The 15,439-nt window shown below is 69.8% G+C and carries 15 protein-coding genes; 7 read left to right on the top strand and 8 right to left on the bottom strand.

Annotated elements, in window-relative coordinates; genetic code table 11:
• Positions 1-54: 54 nt before the first annotated feature.
• Complete coding sequence (locus HDA40_RS27300) at positions 55-918, bottom strand: DUF2637 domain-containing protein (RefSeq protein WP_253760660.1); 864 nt, start codon at positions 916-918, stop codon at positions 55-57.
• Positions 915-1,337, bottom strand: a complete 423-nt coding sequence (locus HDA40_RS27295) for a hypothetical protein (protein WP_253760659.1) — start codon at positions 1,335-1,337, stop codon at positions 915-917. The genes HDA40_RS27300 and HDA40_RS27295 overlap by 4 nt, the downstream gene beginning before the upstream one ends.
• A gap of 76 nt (positions 1,338-1,413) precedes the next feature.
• Here HDA40_RS27295 and HDA40_RS27290 point away from each other — a divergent pair, with 76 nt between their 5' ends.
• Together HDA40_RS27290 and HDA40_RS27285 are read left to right on the top strand one after the other, a co-directional pair.
• Positions 1,414-2,235, top strand: a complete 822-nt coding sequence (locus tag HDA40_RS27290) for a hypothetical protein (RefSeq protein WP_253760658.1) — start codon at positions 1,414-1,416, stop codon at positions 2,233-2,235.
• Positions 2,236-2,502: 267 nt separating this feature from the next.
• Positions 2,503-3,528: an IS110 family RNA-guided transposase gene (locus tag HDA40_RS27285; RefSeq protein WP_253750303.1), complete on the top strand. Its 1,026-nt coding sequence runs from the start codon at positions 2,503-2,505 to the stop codon at positions 3,526-3,528.
• Positions 3,529-3,557: 29 nt separating this feature from the next.
• On the opposite strand, the gene HDA40_RS27280 is transcribed toward HDA40_RS27285, so the two are convergent.
• Complete coding sequence (locus HDA40_RS27280) at positions 3,558-5,693, bottom strand: MMPL family transporter (RefSeq protein WP_253760657.1); 2,136 nt, start codon at positions 5,691-5,693, stop codon at positions 3,558-3,560.
• Positions 5,694-5,827: 134 nt separating this feature from the next.
• Here HDA40_RS27280 and HDA40_RS27275 point away from each other — a divergent pair, with 134 nt between their 5' ends.
• Positions 5,828-6,307, top strand: a complete 480-nt coding sequence (locus HDA40_RS27275) for an RrF2 family transcriptional regulator (RefSeq protein ID WP_253760656.1) — start codon at positions 5,828-5,830, stop codon at positions 6,305-6,307.
• Between the two features lie 38 nt (positions 6,308-6,345).
• Positions 6,346-7,623, top strand: a complete 1,278-nt coding sequence (locus tag HDA40_RS27270) for an FAD-binding oxidoreductase (protein WP_253760655.1) — start codon at positions 6,346-6,348, stop codon at positions 7,621-7,623.
• Here HDA40_RS27270 and HDA40_RS27265 read toward each other — a convergent pair.
• A complete protein-coding gene (locus HDA40_RS27265) occupies positions 7,571-9,118 on the bottom strand; it encodes a hypothetical protein (RefSeq protein ID WP_253760654.1) in 1,548 nt (515 codons plus the stop codon). The two genes, HDA40_RS27270 and HDA40_RS27265, sit on opposite strands and share 53 nt — an antisense overlap.
• A gap of 49 nt (positions 9,119-9,167) precedes the next feature.
• On the bottom strand, positions 9,168-10,226 hold the full coding sequence (locus tag HDA40_RS27260; RefSeq protein WP_253760653.1) for a DUF5937 family protein: 1,059 nt from the start codon (positions 10,224-10,226) through the stop codon (positions 9,168-9,170).
• Between the two features lie 99 nt (positions 10,227-10,325).
• On the opposite strand from HDA40_RS27260, the gene HDA40_RS27255 reads away from it, so the two are divergent.
• Positions 10,326-11,474, top strand: coding sequence for an MFS transporter (locus tag HDA40_RS27255; RefSeq protein WP_253760652.1), 1,149 nt, complete (start codon positions 10,326-10,328; stop codon positions 11,472-11,474).
• Positions 11,475-11,491: 17 nt separating this feature from the next.
• On the opposite strand, the gene HDA40_RS27250 is transcribed toward HDA40_RS27255, so the two are convergent.
• Both HDA40_RS27250 and HDA40_RS27245 read right to left on the bottom strand, forming a co-directional pair.
• Entirely contained in the window at positions 11,492-12,718 is a 1,227-nt protein-coding gene (locus HDA40_RS27250) for an RNA polymerase sigma factor (protein ID WP_253760651.1), read from the bottom strand.
• Positions 12,718-13,122, bottom strand: coding sequence for a YciI family protein (locus tag HDA40_RS27245; protein WP_253760650.1), 405 nt, complete (start codon positions 13,120-13,122; stop codon positions 12,718-12,720). The genes HDA40_RS27250 and HDA40_RS27245 overlap by 1 nt, the downstream gene beginning before the upstream one ends.
• 149 nt (positions 13,123-13,271) lie before the next feature.
• Here HDA40_RS27245 and HDA40_RS27240 point away from each other — a divergent pair, with 149 nt between their 5' ends.
• Positions 13,272-14,003, top strand: coding sequence for a hypothetical protein (locus tag HDA40_RS27240; protein ID WP_253760649.1), 732 nt, complete (start codon positions 13,272-13,274; stop codon positions 14,001-14,003).
• A 117-nt stretch (positions 14,004-14,120) separates the two neighbouring features.
• Positions 14,121-14,699, top strand: coding sequence for a dihydrofolate reductase family protein (locus tag HDA40_RS27235; protein ID WP_253760648.1), 579 nt, complete (start codon positions 14,121-14,123; stop codon positions 14,697-14,699).
• Here the strand turns inward: HDA40_RS27235 and HDA40_RS27230 are convergent.
• Positions 14,681-15,391, bottom strand: coding sequence for a helix-turn-helix domain-containing protein (locus HDA40_RS27230; RefSeq protein ID WP_253760647.1), 711 nt, complete (start codon positions 15,389-15,391; stop codon positions 14,681-14,683). The two genes, HDA40_RS27235 and HDA40_RS27230, sit on opposite strands and share 19 nt — an antisense overlap.
• Between the last annotated feature and the right edge of the window lie 48 nt (positions 15,392-15,439).

The following is a 15,439-nucleotide window of genomic DNA, read 5'->3' as shown; positions in this document are numbered from 1 at the left end:
AAAGGAGAGGGCGGGCAGCCGACTACGCGGCACCCGCCCTCTTCAGCCCCAGTGCTAACGCTGGGGCTCACCACCTGCGGCTGATGCGACCGTGACACCGTTGAGGCGGAGTTGCCGGACAAGGCCACTGGCCCGCTCGTTGGAGACCGTGTGCCCCGCGTCCCGAAGCCGAGCCGCGAGCACGTCACGGCTGAGCGGTGTGCCTTCCTCGGTCAGCGCGGCCTGGATGGCGCGGGCGGCTTCCTCCAACGCCGTCCGGTCCGTCCGTCCGCCACGCGCGCCGTCCACGGTTCCCGTCCGGCGTGCCCGGCGTACCGGACGACGGTCCTGGACCGAAGCCCCGGCGTCCGGGGCCTGCGGTCCGTCCGTCCGGTTCGCGTCCTGATCTTCGTCCGCAAACGCCGCTGGCCGTTCGGCCGAGGCAGTAACGAACACCGGCGGCTCGATCGGCGCGACGCTTTCCGGGACGCCGCGACCACCGTCGGTGTCCTGCACGTAGACCCGCGCCCCCGACAGCGTCGCGGTAGCCACGCTGGCAGGATGCTCCAACAGTCCAAACAGCAGCTTGACCGCCAGGAGCAGAGCGAAGGCGGGCCAGCCGGAGACGGCGCGGCCAATCCAGTCCGAGCCGCCAACGGCGATGTTGGCGGCGAAGCTGGCCCCAGTCCCTGCGACGAGCGCGGCCCAAGGCAGGCGTCCGGAGCGCCGTCCGGCTCGCTTGTCGGCGAGCAGGACGAGGGAGGCGACGATCTCGATGCCGTCCACGGACAGCGGGAACATGTGGCCGCGCCAGCCGGTCTCGCCGTGCAGGTGGGCCAGTTCGGTCATGTGGCTGTAGGAGATGGCCCCGGCGATCCCAGCGAGTCCGACGACGGTCACGCCGGCGGCTGCCTTGATGGCGGCGTCGACTCGGTTCATGGGCCGGTCACCTCCTCGTCGGTGTGGGCGGCGCGGAAGGTGTTCAGGTACTCGGTGAGCTCGATCTTTTTGTCGGCCGATGCGCGGGCGGCGAGGCCGCCGAGTGCTTGGGAAAGTTCGCCGATCAGGTCGGCGGGGATGTAGGCCGTGCCACCGACCGTCACGTGATCGGCATTGGTCAGCCCCGTCCACTCGATCTTGATGTAAACCTCGGTGAGCCAATCGGCGTGCGGCATGTGGAGTTGGGCGGTGACCGTGACGGGGAACGGGCCACCGCGTTCCAGGGGCATGACGACGGGTGTTCCCTGGTGGGATTCGCCGTTGGCGCACGCCGGGGTTGCGGTGCATTTCTGCTGGTCACACCATTCAGAATGGCGGACGATCTTGGGTTCAGATTTGTTCTGGCTTTTTTCGCTCATTGACTACAGTCAAGAGCCAGTCGGCGCGGGGACTCGAGACGCTGCGCTCGCTGGCGAACTCACCAGGGAGCATCGGATGAATCAGCAACTCTTCGACCAGCGGCTGGGAACTCCCCCGCCGTCCACCATCGACCTCGACGACATCATCGCGCAGCAGCGGCGGCGATCGGTGTTGCGGCGTACGGCCGCCCTCGGTTCGGCCGCGTTCGCGAGCATCGTGGCGATCACCATCGCGGTCAGCCTCGCGGCGGGGCCCGGACCGGGTCGCAGCCCTTCACCGCTGGCGGCGGAGGTCTCGGCGTCGAGTTCGGCCGCCGGCTTCGTTCTTCGCGTGGCCACCGCCGAGCAGCGCCAGCAGTCGCTCGACGCCCTACAGGCCGCGCTCGAAAGCGCCCTGGCGTCGACGGCACCCGGCGTGACCTGGGTGTACATGCCCGACGTCCCAGGCGAGCAGCCGGGTCCCGACGGGCATCCGCAGATGCACGCCTCGGCTTCGCCGCCCGTCTCGCTCTCCGCGCGCTCGGGTCTGGCGAACGGAAGCGTGCGGGGCGGCTTCTTCTTCAGGCTGGCCAGACCCGACTGCGACACCGTCGGCCAGCCCGGCGTGCGGGCCTGCACCCCACTGATCGAATGCGACAAGTCCAAGGCCGAGTGCGAGCAGACCCAGACCGCGAGCAGGCTGCGGCTGACCACGTGGACCGAGCGCCCGGTGCACGGCGGTCAGCACTACGTCTTCTACGGCGCCGAAGTGGTCACCCGCAGCGGGTACGCCCTGCATGTCTTGGCCGTGAACTACTTCGGCGGCGACCAGGTCCCGGTGAGCGCGGCGACCCCGGTGCTCACCAAGGAGCAGCTGGCGGCCCTGGCCACGAACGTCGCCGACCAGATCGGCGGCTGACCCGCCTTCGCGCTCACCAGATCAGGGTTCCGGGTCGGATCATGGTCCAAGATTCGACCCGGAACCCTCAGTGTCATTGTTGGGGCATGCCCGGCGGGTTCGCTCTCCGGAACCCTGCCTGCGTGGCGTTGGTCAGTAGTGCGGCCCGCCGGGTGCCCTGGTCCGTCCCGGGTGGCTTGATAGGAGCGTGGCTGCGCCCCAGCTGAGGTGTGCCTCCGGGTCGGATGCGGGGTTCCCCTGCTTCGACTGGTGAGAGGAACGCTTCTCATGGTGGTCCTGGGAATCGATGCGCACAAGCGCAGTCATACGGTGGCGGCGGTGGACGCGGCGGGTCGGCTGCTGGCCACCAAGACGGTCTCGGCTGATGCCGCCGGTCATCTGTTGTTGGTGCGGTGGGCTGGTCAGTTCGGTGAGCGGCGGTTCGCGGTGGAGGATTGCCGGCCGTTGTCGCGGCGGCTGGAGGCCGATCTGCTGGCGGTGGGGGAACGCATCGCGCGGGTGCCGCCCAAGCTGATGGCCAAGGCCCGTGACAGTGCCCGTAGTTATGGCAAGTCCGATCCGATCGATGCGCTGGCGGTGGCCCGGGCCGCGCTGCGGGAACCGGATCTGCCCACCGCGGTCCTGGACGGCCCGCCACGGCAGCTGCGTCTTCTGGTCGATCACCGTGCCGGTCTGGTCGCCGAACGCACTCGGGTGATCAACCAGCTGCGCTGGCACATTCACGAGATCAACCCCGACTGGCAACCACCCGCCCGCAGCGCTCACCGGCCTAAACACCTCACCCTGTTGCGTGGTCGGCTGGCCGACGCCACTGGCCTGGTCGCCGAACTCGCCGGTGAGCTGGCCCAGCGATGTGCTCAGCTGACCGTGCGTATTGGCGAGCTCGACCGGCAGATCAGCGAGCACATCGCGGTCCTGGCGCCCACTCTGCTGGCGTTGCCCGGCTGCGGATCCTTGACCGCGGCCAGGATCGTGGCCCAGACCGCCGACATCACCCGGTTCCGCTCGCAACACGCCTACGCCCGGCACAACGGCAGCGCACCGGTCCCGGTCTGGTCGGGCAACCAACAGCGCCACCGGCTCTCGCGCATCGGCAACCGCCAGCTCAACTCCTGCCTGCACACCATCGCCATCACCCAGCTGTCGCACTACCCACCCGGCCGGCAGCTCTACGAGCGCCGCCTCGCCAACGGAAACACCCGCAGGGAAGCCCTGCGGGTGCTCAAACGACGCCTATCCGACGTCGTCTATCGATGCCTCAAAGCCGACGCCACGATCAGCCCCTTGACATAGGAGAAACTGATCCGGCGCCGAAAGCAGAGCTAGTCGAGGCGGGCGGCGGGGCCTGGTGCGGGCGATCGCATCGCCTCGGCTGCCGCCTGTTCGGCCGGCACGTCGGGTTGCCGGGCCAATCGGCTCGGCCACCAGATGTGCCGGCCGAGGTCCAGGTTCAGGGCGGTGACCAGGACCGAGCGTACGACGATGGTGTCGAGCAGGACGCCGAAGGCGACGGCGAAGCCGATCTCGGCGAATCCGGTCAGCGGCAGGGTCGCCAGGACGGCGAAGGTGCCGGCGAGCACCAGACCGGCGGAGGTGATCACACCGCCGGTCGCGGCCAGGCCGACCAGTGCGCCTCGCCGGGTTCCGTGCCGCGTCGACTCTTCGCGTACGCGGGTCATCAGGAAGATGTTGTAGTCGATGCCCAGCGCGACCAGGAAGACGAAGACGAACAACGGCAGGGACGTGTCCGCGCCTTCGAAGCCGAAGATGTGGCGGAAGACCAGGGCGCTCGCGCCCAGGGCGGCGCCGAACGAGAGCACGACGGTCGCGATGAGCAGGACGGGTCCGATCACCGCCCGTAGCAGCATCATCAGGATCAGGAACACCACGAACAGCACGATCGGGATGATCAGGTTGCGGTCGTGTTCGGCGGCTCGCTGGACGTCGAGGTTGATCGCGGTGTTGCCGCCGACCAACGCGTCCGCGCCGGGGACTGCGTGCACGGCGTCGCGTACGCGGTCGACCGTCGCGTACGCGGCTTGGCTGTCGGCCGGGGCGGTCAGCGTGCCTTCTACGTACGCGGTTCCGTTGCGGATCACCGGTGGGGTGACGCTGGCGGGGTCGATGCCGCTCGTGCCGGCGAACGCTGCGCGTACCGCATCCGCCTGCCCGGCCCCGCTGACGACGACGACCGGGTTGCCCGCGCCGGCCGGGAAGTGCCGGGACACTGTCTCTTCCCCGACGACCGAGTCCGGGTTGCCGCGGAACGACTGCGCGTTCGTGAGCCCGCTCGCGTCGAGCTGGACGATGCCGACGGCGAGCGCGGCCAGCACCAGGGTCGTGACGATCCAGGTGAGCCGGGCACGCCTGGCGATGCCCGCGCCGATCTTCGCCCAGAACCCGGTGGTGGTGGGTTCGCGGGAGCCGAAGGCCGGCCGCTTGGGCCAGAAGACCCAGCGTCCGACCGTCGTCAGCAGTGCCGGGAGCAGGGTCAGCATGACGGCGAGGCCGACGAGGATGCCGATGGCGGCGACCGGGCCGAGGCCGCGGGTCGCGTTGGTCTCGGCGAACATCAGGCACAGCATGCCGACGACGACGGTCGACGCGCTGGCGATGATCGCCGGGCCGGCCCGGTGCAGCGCCACCGCCATCGCCGCGTGCCGGTCGGCGTGTTTACGCAGCTCTTCCCGATATCGGGCGACCAGCAGCAGGGCGTAGTCGGTGCCCGCGCCGAAGACCAGCACGGTCAGGATGCCCGCGCTCTGCGCGTTCACGGTGAGCCCGGCGTTCTTGGCCAGCAGGTAGATCACCGCCTGCGCGACGGTCAGTGCGACGCCGGCCGAGATCACCGGCAACAGCCACAGCACCGGGCTGCGATAGGTCAGCAGCAGAATGACCACGACTACCGTGATCGTGCCGTAGAGCAGTGTGGAGTCGATGCCTTCGAAGGCTTTGCTGGAGTCGGCGGCGATGCCGGCCGGGCCGGTGACGTAGGCCGTCATGCCGTTCGCGCCGGTCCGGGCGGTCGCGGTGATCCCCTCGACCGCCGCCGCGGCCTTGTTCCAGCCTTCCTCGCCCAGGTCGAGCGGGATGATGATCTCCGCGGCCTGGCCGTCCTGTGCTGGGATCGGGCCGACGACCTTGCCGTCCAGCTCGCTCAGGCCCGACCAGGTCTGCGCGTCGGCGGCGATCTTCTGCTGGTCGGCCGGGGTCAGCCCGGACGGCCGCTCGTAGACGACCACGGCCGGGAGGGTGTTCGGCGACGCGAAGGCGGCCTGGGCGTCCAGCGCCTTGGTCGACTCGGCGCTGCCCGGCAGCCAGGATTTGGCCTCGTTCTTTTCGACGTCGGTCAGCTTGCCCGCCAGCGGTCCGGCGACCGCGACGACGATCAGCCAGAAGATGATGAAGCCGTACTTAGCCCGGCGATGCGTGATCAAGCCGACGATGGATCTCGTCATGCTTCCCCCGTTGAGGCGCTCAACCCCTCCCCGCCGAGGCTACGCCCCGACCGACCATGGTCGTCGGCTTCCGCTCCGGCTTGCCAAGATGGTTGCGCAACCTATTCTGGACATGTACTGTCCAGGATATGCGGATGAGCGAGGGCGTCGAGTGGGCGGTGCACAGCTGCCTCAACCTGACCTGGCTGCCGTCGGGGCAGGCGGTTCCGGCCGCCAAGCTCGCCGCGTTCTACGGCCTGCCGGCCGCGTACCTGAACAAGCAGTTGCAGGCGTTGGCGCGAGCCGGCATCGTCACGTCGACCTCCGGTCCGCGCGGCGGCTTCCAGCTCGCCCGCAGCCCGGAGACGATCACCCTGCTCGACATCGTCGTAGCCATCGAGGGCGCCGACGCGGCGTTCCGCTGCGAGCAGCTGCTCAAGGAGGGCCCGGGGGCCGATCCCACCGTCGACTACCGCCAGTCCTGCCTCGTTTCACAAGCCATGAGCCGGGCCGATCTGGCCTGGCGCAAGGAGCTGGCCGGCCAGACGCTCGCCGGGCTCAAGGCCCAGGTCGAGCAGCGCTATCCGGCTACACCCGGCAACACGGTCAACAGATTCACGGCGCTGCGCGCCTGACCAGCTCCGCGCGGCCACTTCTCAGGGGGTTATCCTAGATGTCAAATATCCAGAATCTTCACCATGTCGTACGCGGAAAGGTGTGGCTGCCGGGCGAGGCTGATTTCGACACCACCCGCCTGCCGTGGAACCGTGCCGTCGAGCAACCGGTGGACGCCGTCGTCGAAGCCGCCGACGCAGCCGACGTCGCCGACCTGGTCCGCTACGCCCGCGCGAATGGGCTCACCCTCACCACCCAGCCCAACGGGCACGGCGCCACCGGGCGTACTGACGGGACGGTCCTCCTGCGTACTCGGCGGCTCGATGCGTTGGACATCGACGCCGGGAACCGGCGCGCCCGCATCGGTGCCGGCGTCTCGTCCGGCCGGCTCCAGCAGGCCGCGGCGGCGTACGGGTTGACCGGGCTGCCCGGCAGCTCCCCCGTCGTCAGCGTCACCGGCGTCGCCCTCGGCGGCGGACTGAGCTGGTTCGGGCGTAAGCACGGCTGGGTCGCCGACAGCGTCCGCGCCTTCGACATCGTCGACGCCGAAGGCAGCCGACGACACATCACCGCCGACACCGAACCCGACCTGTTCTGGGCGCTGCGCGGCGGTGGTGGCGACTTCGCCGTCGTCACCGCGCTCGAACTCGAGCTGCACCCGGCACCGCACGTCTACGGGGGGCGCATGATGTGGGCCGGGGCGCACGCTTCCGCCGTGCTCTCGGCGTACCAGCAGATCGTGGATAAAGCCCCCGACGAGCTGACGCTGTGGTTCAACCTGGTCCACTTCCCCGGCGCGGACCCGATGGTGACCGTGGACCTCACCCACCTCGGCCCGGAGGCCGAGGCGCGTGACCTGATCGCGGAGCTGGACCGGCTGCCGCAGCCGATCGCGGACACTCGGCGCGTGATGACGGTGGCCGAACTGGGCGGCATCACCGGCGAACCCACCGACCCCAGCGCGGGGCTGTCCCGCGCCGAACTGCTCACCACGCTCGACGAAACGTTGCTGGCCGAGCCGATCGCACCGCTGCTCAGCGTCCAAGTACGCCACCTCGGCGGCGCGTTCGCCCAGCCGTCCGACAGCCCGCACGGACCCCTCACCGAGCCGTACGCGCTCTACCTGTTCGGCCTCGCGCAGGACCCCGCCGGCGTGCTGGTGAAGCAGGCGGCGCTGGCCGAGACGCTGCCGGTGAGCGGCCGCAAGCCGTTCACGTTCCTCAACCCGGCCGAGACCGTCGCCGACGCCTTCACCCCCGAGGTGGTGGAGCGCCTGCGGCAGATCAAGAGCCAGGTCGACCCGGGCCAGCTGTTCCGCTCGAACTTCCCGGTGTGAGGATTCGGCGCATCTCGCTCACCGGCAGACTGGGATTCGTCGCGGCGACCTCGGCCAGTTCGGGGTCGCCCAACAGAGCCACGAGCCGGGCGATGGGCAGTCGCGGACCGGCCGCCGCGGCTTGCCGCACCGGCGGCTCGGGGTCGATGACAAGGCGCTCCACCAGCAGCGGATCGGCATCGGGATCGCGGGGCGCCAACTGCCGCAGGGTCGGGTCGGGATCTTCGGCATAGTGGGCAAGCCCTGCGGTCGGGAACTGCGGCAGTTCGATCAACTGTGCACGCCCGCGACCCCGGTACTCCAGGTAGCAGCGCAGCAGCGACTCTGGCGGGGCCTCGGGATGATGGAACGCGAGAATGGTGCGTACGCCGAGGTCGGCATCGTTCGCCAGGTCGAGCACGACGTCGAGCGGCAGCCGCGAGTCGTAGGCCGCCTGTCGGCGTAACAACGGATTCACAGACCGGGCCCAGCGCAACACGTCTTCGTCGCTCCAGCGGCTTTCCAGTGACACTCGCACATTTCCCGACGCCGGGCCGAAGTCGCCGCTCGACACGGAATCCACATCTATGTCCACGAGTGCCCGTTGCGGCTCGGTCAGGCTCGGATGGGCGGAGACCTCGGTGCGTACGGCCACGTCGGGGTCTGCGATCAGCCGCGTCAGCTGCTCCTCGGTGAGATCCTGGCGCTTGGCGACCGCTCGGCGTACGGCCACGTCGGAGTGCACCAGCAGCGCCTCGACCACGTCCGGCGGGGTCGTCCGGTTGCCGGCCACGAATTCGATGGCCGCCATGTCGTCCCCGGCTGCGACTTGACGGGCGAGCTCGGGCGACAGCGTGCGCTGCAACACCATGAAATAGGTGTGACCCCGCAACTCCGGTAGATCGTCGGGCCGCATGATCTGACGGTCGTACGCCACACTCGCGGCAGCCGCCTGCCTGACTTCTTCCGCCACGTCGGCCAGTAGCGCGTTCTGGGTCGATTCGTCGAGCGCGCCGAAACTGCCGGCCGCGGCCCGGCGTACGCCCGGGCGATGATGGGTGGCGGCCAGCCGGATGAGGTCGACCCGGAACCCCCCGGAAATGAAGAACTCCGTAAAGAGCTCGTGGCGGCTTGCCGGCACGTCCGCCGGGCCGTCGTCGATATCGGTCAACAGCTGCGTCAACGCATCATCAGGAACGGGGCGCTGCCCGTGCCGCCTGAACGCGCGGACTCGCACCAACCAGTCCGCATCGGCCAGCAAGGCGGCCCGATGCCGAGGCTCAGCATCCAGGTGGGTCGCCAGGGCGCCACGAACCCGGGGGTCGGGATGGCTCCGCATCGCGACCTGGACCGGTGCCGGAAGGTGCGGACGTCGGAGCAGACCGACGCGAGCCTGATCGGGGTGCTCGTCCAGCAAGCGCAACAACAGCTCGACGGGTGTCGCTGGGTTCCTGGCCAGGCCGAGCATCGTGGGAATGGGCGAAGGCAGAGATATCAGCCAGGCATCATGGCTCACTCGCTGCACTGTATCGCTCAGCGGTGGTGGACCGACGAGGACAGCGCGACTAGCGCAGGATCGCCTCGACGAAGTCTGCGCCGAGCCGGGCGCAGACCACGAGGTCGAGTTGGTAGAGCACATATCGCCCGCGTCGGCTGACCGTCACCAGCCCGGCTTGTTTGAGCACCGCCAGGTGCCGGGAGACCTCGGGCGCGGTCAGCTGCCAGGCGTCGGCGAGCTCGCCGGTGGTGTGCGGCCCGCGCGCGATCGTGCGGGCGAGCCTGCGCCGCACCGGGTGTGCGAGGGCGTCGATGCGCCGCTGCACGTCCTGGAGCGAGATCGGGTGTGGCAGACCGGGTTGGGCGGCCGGGTATTGAATCACCGGCCGCCAGCCCGGGGCGTGCACGACCAGCAGGTGGGGGTGGCCGAACGCCGTCGGAACGAAGGTGATCCCGGCCCCGTACGCGGTCGTCGCGTTGTCCTGGAGTTTGTCGACCACGATCCGGTCGTCTTGCAGCGAGATCGACGGTGACACGGCGGTGAGCATGGCCGGGAGACCGTGGTGCGCCAACAGATCCGCTTTGTGCCGGGAGTCCGCGGCGAGCTGGTTCTGCACTCGCGCCCAAGATTCGGCGAAGAACGCCTGTTCGCAGTCTTCGAGCAGGCGGCGTACCCAGGTCCGCACCCGTGGTGGGTCGGCGAGCAGGCGCTCGGCGAACTCGGCTTGCCGAGGACCACGGGCCGACGCCCGTTCCAGTGCCTTCTCGCGCGAGAAGCGGCGGTACAGCGGTGCCGAGCCGCAGCTGGTCGTCATCAACGCGGCGAACACGTACGCCTCGTCGTCGAGCTGGTCGACCTCGTCCAGCTCCTCGGCCAGCGTGGCCTTCGGCCGGCTGGGCACGAAGAAGTCGGCCCGGGAGGACCGCCAGAGGAAGTCGGCCTCGATCATGCGCTCGCTGAGTTCCGGCTTGAGTGCGGCGGAGGTGGCCGTGATCCAGCCGTGCAGTGCCGGGTGATGGCCGGGCTCGGACAGCGCGTGCAGCATCGAGGTCAGCTCGGCCAGCGGGGACGGCGCGAACAGGAATCGCTCCTGCGGCACGCCGGTGATGTCGATCGAGATGGCCACGCTGCCAATAGTGCTCGCCACTCCGCCCAACCGCCCGTGAGTTGACGATCCCCGTCAACCCACGGGCCTCCCGGCGTACGCGCGGGGAGATTCGACGGCGTGCGCAGATATGTGGCGGCCCTGGTGGTCGATTCGGTGGGCGGCGGGATACTTCGGCCGTTCCTGGTGCTCTACGCCGTGACCGTGCTCGGGCTGGGGGTCGGCCAGGCCGGCGTCGCGCTGTCGGTCGGCTCGCTGGCCGGGCTTGCGGTGCTCCCCCTCGTGGGACGGTGGATCGACCGCGGGGCGCGGTCGGCGACGGTCGCGACGGCGCTGTTCGTCCGCGTCGTCGGGGTGGCCGTCCTCCTCACCGGCAATGGGCTGGCGGCGTTCGCTGTCGCCTCGGCCCTGTTGGGCATCGGCGGTCAGGCGTTCCCGGCAGCGCACGCGGCGGTGGTGGCAGCGCTCCGACAGGGGCGGGAACGCGATGCCGCGCTCGCGATGACGAGATCGGTACGCAATGCCGGGATGGGCTCGGGCGCACTACTGGCGATGCTCGCCGTGGCCGTCGGTGGGAACGTTCTGACCGGCCTCCTGGCCGGCACCGCCGTGGCTTTCCTCGTTGCGGGCGGCCTCGCGCTGTCGACCCGAGTGACCGCCGTCGAGTCGAGGCACGACCACGACCCCGGTACGCCGCCCAGCATGGCCGGGCTGCTCGTGGCCAACCTCCCCTTCGCCATGTGCTTCAGCGTGCTGGAGGTGGTGTTGCCGGCGTTGCTCGTGACCCGGATGCACGCCAGCGCTGCCTGGCCGGCGGCCCTGTTCGTCGCCAACACAGTGCTGGTGATCGCGCTTCAGGTACCCCTGGTCAAGTGGTTGTCGCGCTGGGCCCGCGGAACGGTGTGGGCTGCGGCCGGGGTCGTGCTCGGCCTGTCCTATCTGGGCTTCTGGGCGGGCGAGGCGGTGGGAGCTACGGCCATCGCAGTGGTCGGCGTCGTCTACACGCTCGGCGAGATCCTCTACACCGGAAGCGGAACCGCCCTGGTGATCGCGGCCACGCCGCCCGCGCAGGTGGGCCGCGCGTTGGTGCGCTTCCAGCTTTCCACCGGGCTCGGCATGGCCTGCGCCCCGGCCGCGCTCATGGGACTGCTCGATGTCAGCCCGGCCCTGCTGTGGGGATGCCTCACGGTGGCGACCCTGGCAGCGGCTCTGGCCGTGGGCCGCCGACGTTCATCTGCCCAGCAGCTCTCCGCCGGCGTCAACGCCTGACCCGCTCGGGTGCCTCGTCAGCCCAATGCGGCCGCCTTGCGTACCAGCACCGAACGTTCGCGCTCGTTCGTGCAAAGCCGGGCTGCCAATTCCAGCTCGGCACGCGCCTCCGGCCGCCGGCCGAGCCTGGCCAGCAGCTCTCCGCGTACCGTCGGCACTAAATGGGAACCAGGGAGCCGATCCGAGGCGATCAGCTCGTCCACGATGGCCAGGGCTTGCGCCGGACCGGAAGCCATGGCCACGGCGACGGCCCGGTTGAGCTCCACCACCGGCGAGGGCGCGACGCGGCCGAGCACCTCGTAGAGGACCACGATCCGGTCCCAGTCGGTCGCCTCCACCGACGGCGCCGTCGCGTGGGCGGCGGCGATCGCGGCCTGCAGACCGTAGGGACCCAGACCGCGCGGCGAGGCCTTGGCCAACGCCGCCAGTCCGCGGCGGATCGCGGAGCGGTCCCACCGCCGCCGGTCCTGATCTTCCAGCAGGATCGGCGACCCGTCGGCGGCGGTCCGAGCCGGGAAGCGCGCGGCCGTCAGCTCGCACAACGCGAGCAGACCGTACACCTCCGGCTCGTCCGGCTGAAGCGCGGCAAGCGTGCGGGCCAGCCGAATCGCCTCGTACGCGACGTCGGGGCGGACCAGCCGGTCGCCGGAGGTGGCCGTCGACCCCTCGGTGAAGATCACATACAGCACGCTGAGTACGCCGCCGAGTCGTTCGCGGCGTTGGTCGGCTGGTGGCAGCTCGAACGGCACGCCGGCCGCTGCGATGGTCTTCTTCGCCCGGGTGATCCGGGCCTGCACGGTTGGCACCGGCACGAGGAACGCGCGGGCGATCTGCTCGCTGGACAGGCCGCCGACCACCCGCAGCGTCAACGCCACCCGGGCCTCGGGCGAGAGCACCGGATGGCAGCTGACGAACATCAGCGCCAGGATGTCATCGTCGATCCGATCCGGGTCGGCCTCCTCCTCGACGCCGAACGCGGCCTCCGGTTCGGCCGCCAGCAGGGCGTACCGGTCCTGGAGGGCGGCCCGGCGGCGGATCGCGTCGATGGCCCGCCGCCGAGCGGTGGCCATCAGCCAACCGGCCGGACTGCTCGGCGCCTCCACGGGCCACGACACCAACGCCTCGGCCACCGCCTCCTGGGCGGCATCCTCGGCCAGCCCGAAGTCCCCGGTGAACCGAGTCAGCGCGGCGACGATCCGCGCCGACTCGATCCGCCAGACGGCCTCGACGTCAGCCGCATCCATCAGATCCGGCCGGTGGTCTCGCTGTCGGCCCGTTCCTCGACGAACGCCGGCATCTCGTCGTCGCCGGCCACGCGGCGTACCTCGATCTTGGACCCGGTCACCGCCGGAATCCGCTTGGCCCACTCGACCGCCTCCTGCTTCGAGGCGACATCGATCATGAAGTAACCGCCGAACAGCTCCTTGGTCTCGCCGTACGGCCCGTCCGTGACGACCGGGGCAGCGCCGTTGAAGTCGATCACGACACTCTGGCCGGGATCGTCCAGCCCCTCGGCCGCGAGGAACACACCGGCCTTGACCAGCTCCTCGATGTACTGATACGTCGAAGCCGCCAGCTCCTCGAAGCCGGCCATCAAGGCCGCGTTCGACTCGTCGGTGCCCCGCATGATCAGCATGTACTTCGACATCGCGTTTCTCCTCGTCCGGCGGGGCCGCCCTTCGGCCCTCGCACCCACAGGTCGAACGAGCGGCCCACGGATCGACACGGCCCAAGGAAAATCTTCGGCACTTGTTCCCGTGAGCTATCTATATAGAAGACCTCGTGGGGAGTATGACGATGAAGACCACCACCGGCTACAGCCTCGCCCTGCTGACCTTGGCCTCCGTCATCGTCGCCGGCTGTGATCGCGAACAGGCGGCCACGCCGGCTTCGCCCACGGCGACCGCGACCTCGGCGGCGCCCTCCGCCTCCCCGTCGTCCTCGCCGGCCACGCGATCGGGCCCGAAGACCATTCCGGCGAAGGCGTTCCTGCAGAAGGAAGACACCCGGTCCACCGACGGGCCGGCGGTGATCTCGGAACCGATGCTGCCGCCGCTGTGCAAGGCGCGGTACGCCAGCGACGCGGTCCGGCAGGTCCGGCAGACCCGGACGATGCGCTACTACAACCCCGGTACGCCGCTCGACAACACCCCGGACGGCACGATCCAGCAGACGATCAGCAGCTACACCAGTGAAGGCGGCGCTCGGCTGGTCGCCGAGATCAAGGCTGCCGTCGAGGCGTGCCCGCAGGAGACGCTCGAGGGTTACACCTACACGAACCGGCTGCTGACCGGGCCCAAGCACGGCGATGAATCGCTCCTCTTCGAGCGGGCGTATCCGACCCGGGACATCGACGGCAAGCTCACTGGCGGCAAGGACATCCGCCTGATCGCGGTGGTGCGCGTCGGCAACGTGGTCACCGTGCTCTACGAGACCGGCTGGGAGATGGGCTGGTCAGCGGAGCCGGCGTCGATGGAGCGGCTCACGGCCAAGGCCGAGCAGCGCATGAGGGCCTGGCTTTCTTCTTGAAACAGGTGGCGTGTCGTTTCCGTACAAGACGGCTCCGGCGCCCGGCTTCTAGCATCGTCAAGTCACGCCCCGACAGCGCGTCGACCGACGCCGCGTGAGTTGTGAGGAGAACGGCAGATGCGCAAGCTGGTCTACACCGGGTTCATGTCCCTCGACGGTGTGGTGGACTCCCCCGGCGGCGGGCCGGGCGAGGAGCACCGCAGCGGCGGCTGGGTGTTCAAGGACATCGAGTTCCTGCCCGAGGCGTTCGCCCTCAAGGGTGACGAACTGGCCGACACTTCCGCGCTGATGTTCGGCCGGCGCAGCTATGAGGCGTTCGCGCCGACCTGGCGCGAGTCGGAGGACCACGCCGCCTACAAGGAGCTGCCCAAGTACGTGGTGTCGAGCACGCTGGGCGAGGACGCGGTCGTCGACGGCTGGGGTCCGACGACCATCCTGCGCTCGGCCGACGACGTCGCCGCCCTCAAGCAGGGCGAGGGCGGTGCGATCTTCATCCACGGGAGCGCCGAACTCGCCCGGCGCCTGTCGGACGCCGGTCTCGTCGACCAGTACAACCTGCTCGTCTTCCCGATCCTGCTCGGCGACGGCAAGAGCGTGTTCAGCCGGTCCGACCGCGAGAAGCAGATGCTCACGCTCCGCGAGTCGCAGGCGTACCCGAACGGGATCATGAAGGTGATCTACGACGTGACCCGCTGACCGAGGTCCAAGGCGATCGCGCCACCGTCGCCCTCGCGAAGTTGCACGGCGGTACGCCCGATGTAGCGGCGCAGCGCGACGGCCAGGTGCGGCGCGTCGAAGTAGTCGAGCGCGAAGACGACGTCGGCGATCGGCGTTCCCGCTGCCAGGAGCGCCGCCGCCGTCCGCGCCCGTTCGATCTGGCGTACGGCGCCTTGGGTGAGCCCGGTCGTCGACCGGAACCGGCGTTCGAGCGTACGCGCTGACACGTCGGCGGGATGGCCTCGGCGTACCTCGCTGACCAGCGGGTCGCGGAGGACGGCCCCGGCCCGGATGAGGCGCTCCACCAGTGCCTCGGCGTCATCGGCGGATGGCCGCTCCCAGCGCACTCCATCGAGGGGGAAGCTTCTTCGCGTGACGTCGGGGAGGCCGATCCCGCCGCCGACGAGCACCGGCACCGGGACTGCGCGCAGCGACGTGCCGACCGCGAACTCGATGCCGACGAAGGTCGCGCCTTCGGGCACCGGCGCGGTTCCGGCGCTCGTCTCCGGGCCGGTGATCGCCGCGTACGCGTCGCCTTCGCGTTCCCAGAACACCAGACCCCAGCAGACCCCCGCGACGGAGGTCATCTCGGTGACCTGATCGCTGGTGCAGGTCCACACGGTGTCGATCCACGGCGAGTCGGACCCGCGAGTCTCGAATCGCAACGTCACCCCGCCAGGATAAGGAGGACTCCTCTCCTGGCGGGGAGACTCGTGCGC

Origin of the sequence: Hamadaea flava, from assembly GCF_024172085.1 — a bacterium.
In the GTDB taxonomy this organism is placed as follows: domain Bacteria; phylum Actinomycetota; class Actinomycetes; order Mycobacteriales; family Micromonosporaceae; genus Hamadaea; species Hamadaea flava.
This window is presented reverse-complemented; position numbering and strand designations above follow the sequence as displayed.

What these genes read in the sequence shown, in the direction of transcription:
- HDA40_RS27295 (WP_253760659.1), bottom strand. Translation starts at nt 1,337, where the DNA reads ATGAGCGAAAAAAGCCAGAACAAATCTGAACCCAAGATCGTCCGCCAT.
- HDA40_RS27245 (WP_253760650.1), bottom strand. Translation starts at nt 13,122, where the DNA reads ATGTCGAAGTACATGCTGATCATGCGGGGCACCGACGAGTCGAACGCG.
- HDA40_RS27250 (WP_253760651.1), bottom strand. Translation starts at nt 12,718, where the DNA reads ATGGATGCGGCTGACGTCGAGGCCGTCTGGCGGATCGAGTCGGCGCGG.
- HDA40_RS27285 (WP_253750303.1), top strand. Translation starts at nt 2,503, where the DNA reads ATGGTGGTCCTGGGAATCGATGCGCACAAGCGCAGTCATACGGTGGCG.
- HDA40_RS27300 (WP_253760660.1), bottom strand. Translation starts at nt 918, where the DNA reads ATGAACCGAGTCGACGCCGCCATCAAGGCAGCCGCCGGCGTGACCGTC.
- HDA40_RS27270 (WP_253760655.1), top strand. Translation starts at nt 6,346, where the DNA reads ATGTCAAATATCCAGAATCTTCACCATGTCGTACGCGGAAAGGTGTGG.
- HDA40_RS27275 (WP_253760656.1), top strand. Translation starts at nt 5,828, where the DNA reads ATGAGCGAGGGCGTCGAGTGGGCGGTGCACAGCTGCCTCAACCTGACC.
- HDA40_RS27235 (WP_253760648.1), top strand. Translation starts at nt 14,121, where the DNA reads ATGCGCAAGCTGGTCTACACCGGGTTCATGTCCCTCGACGGTGTGGTG.
- HDA40_RS27290 (WP_253760658.1), top strand. Translation starts at nt 1,414, where the DNA reads ATGAATCAGCAACTCTTCGACCAGCGGCTGGGAACTCCCCCGCCGTCC.
- HDA40_RS27240 (WP_253760649.1), top strand. Translation starts at nt 13,272, where the DNA reads ATGAAGACCACCACCGGCTACAGCCTCGCCCTGCTGACCTTGGCCTCC.
- HDA40_RS27280 (WP_253760657.1), bottom strand. Translation starts at nt 5,693, where the DNA reads ATGACGAGATCCATCGTCGGCTTGATCACGCATCGCCGGGCTAAGTAC.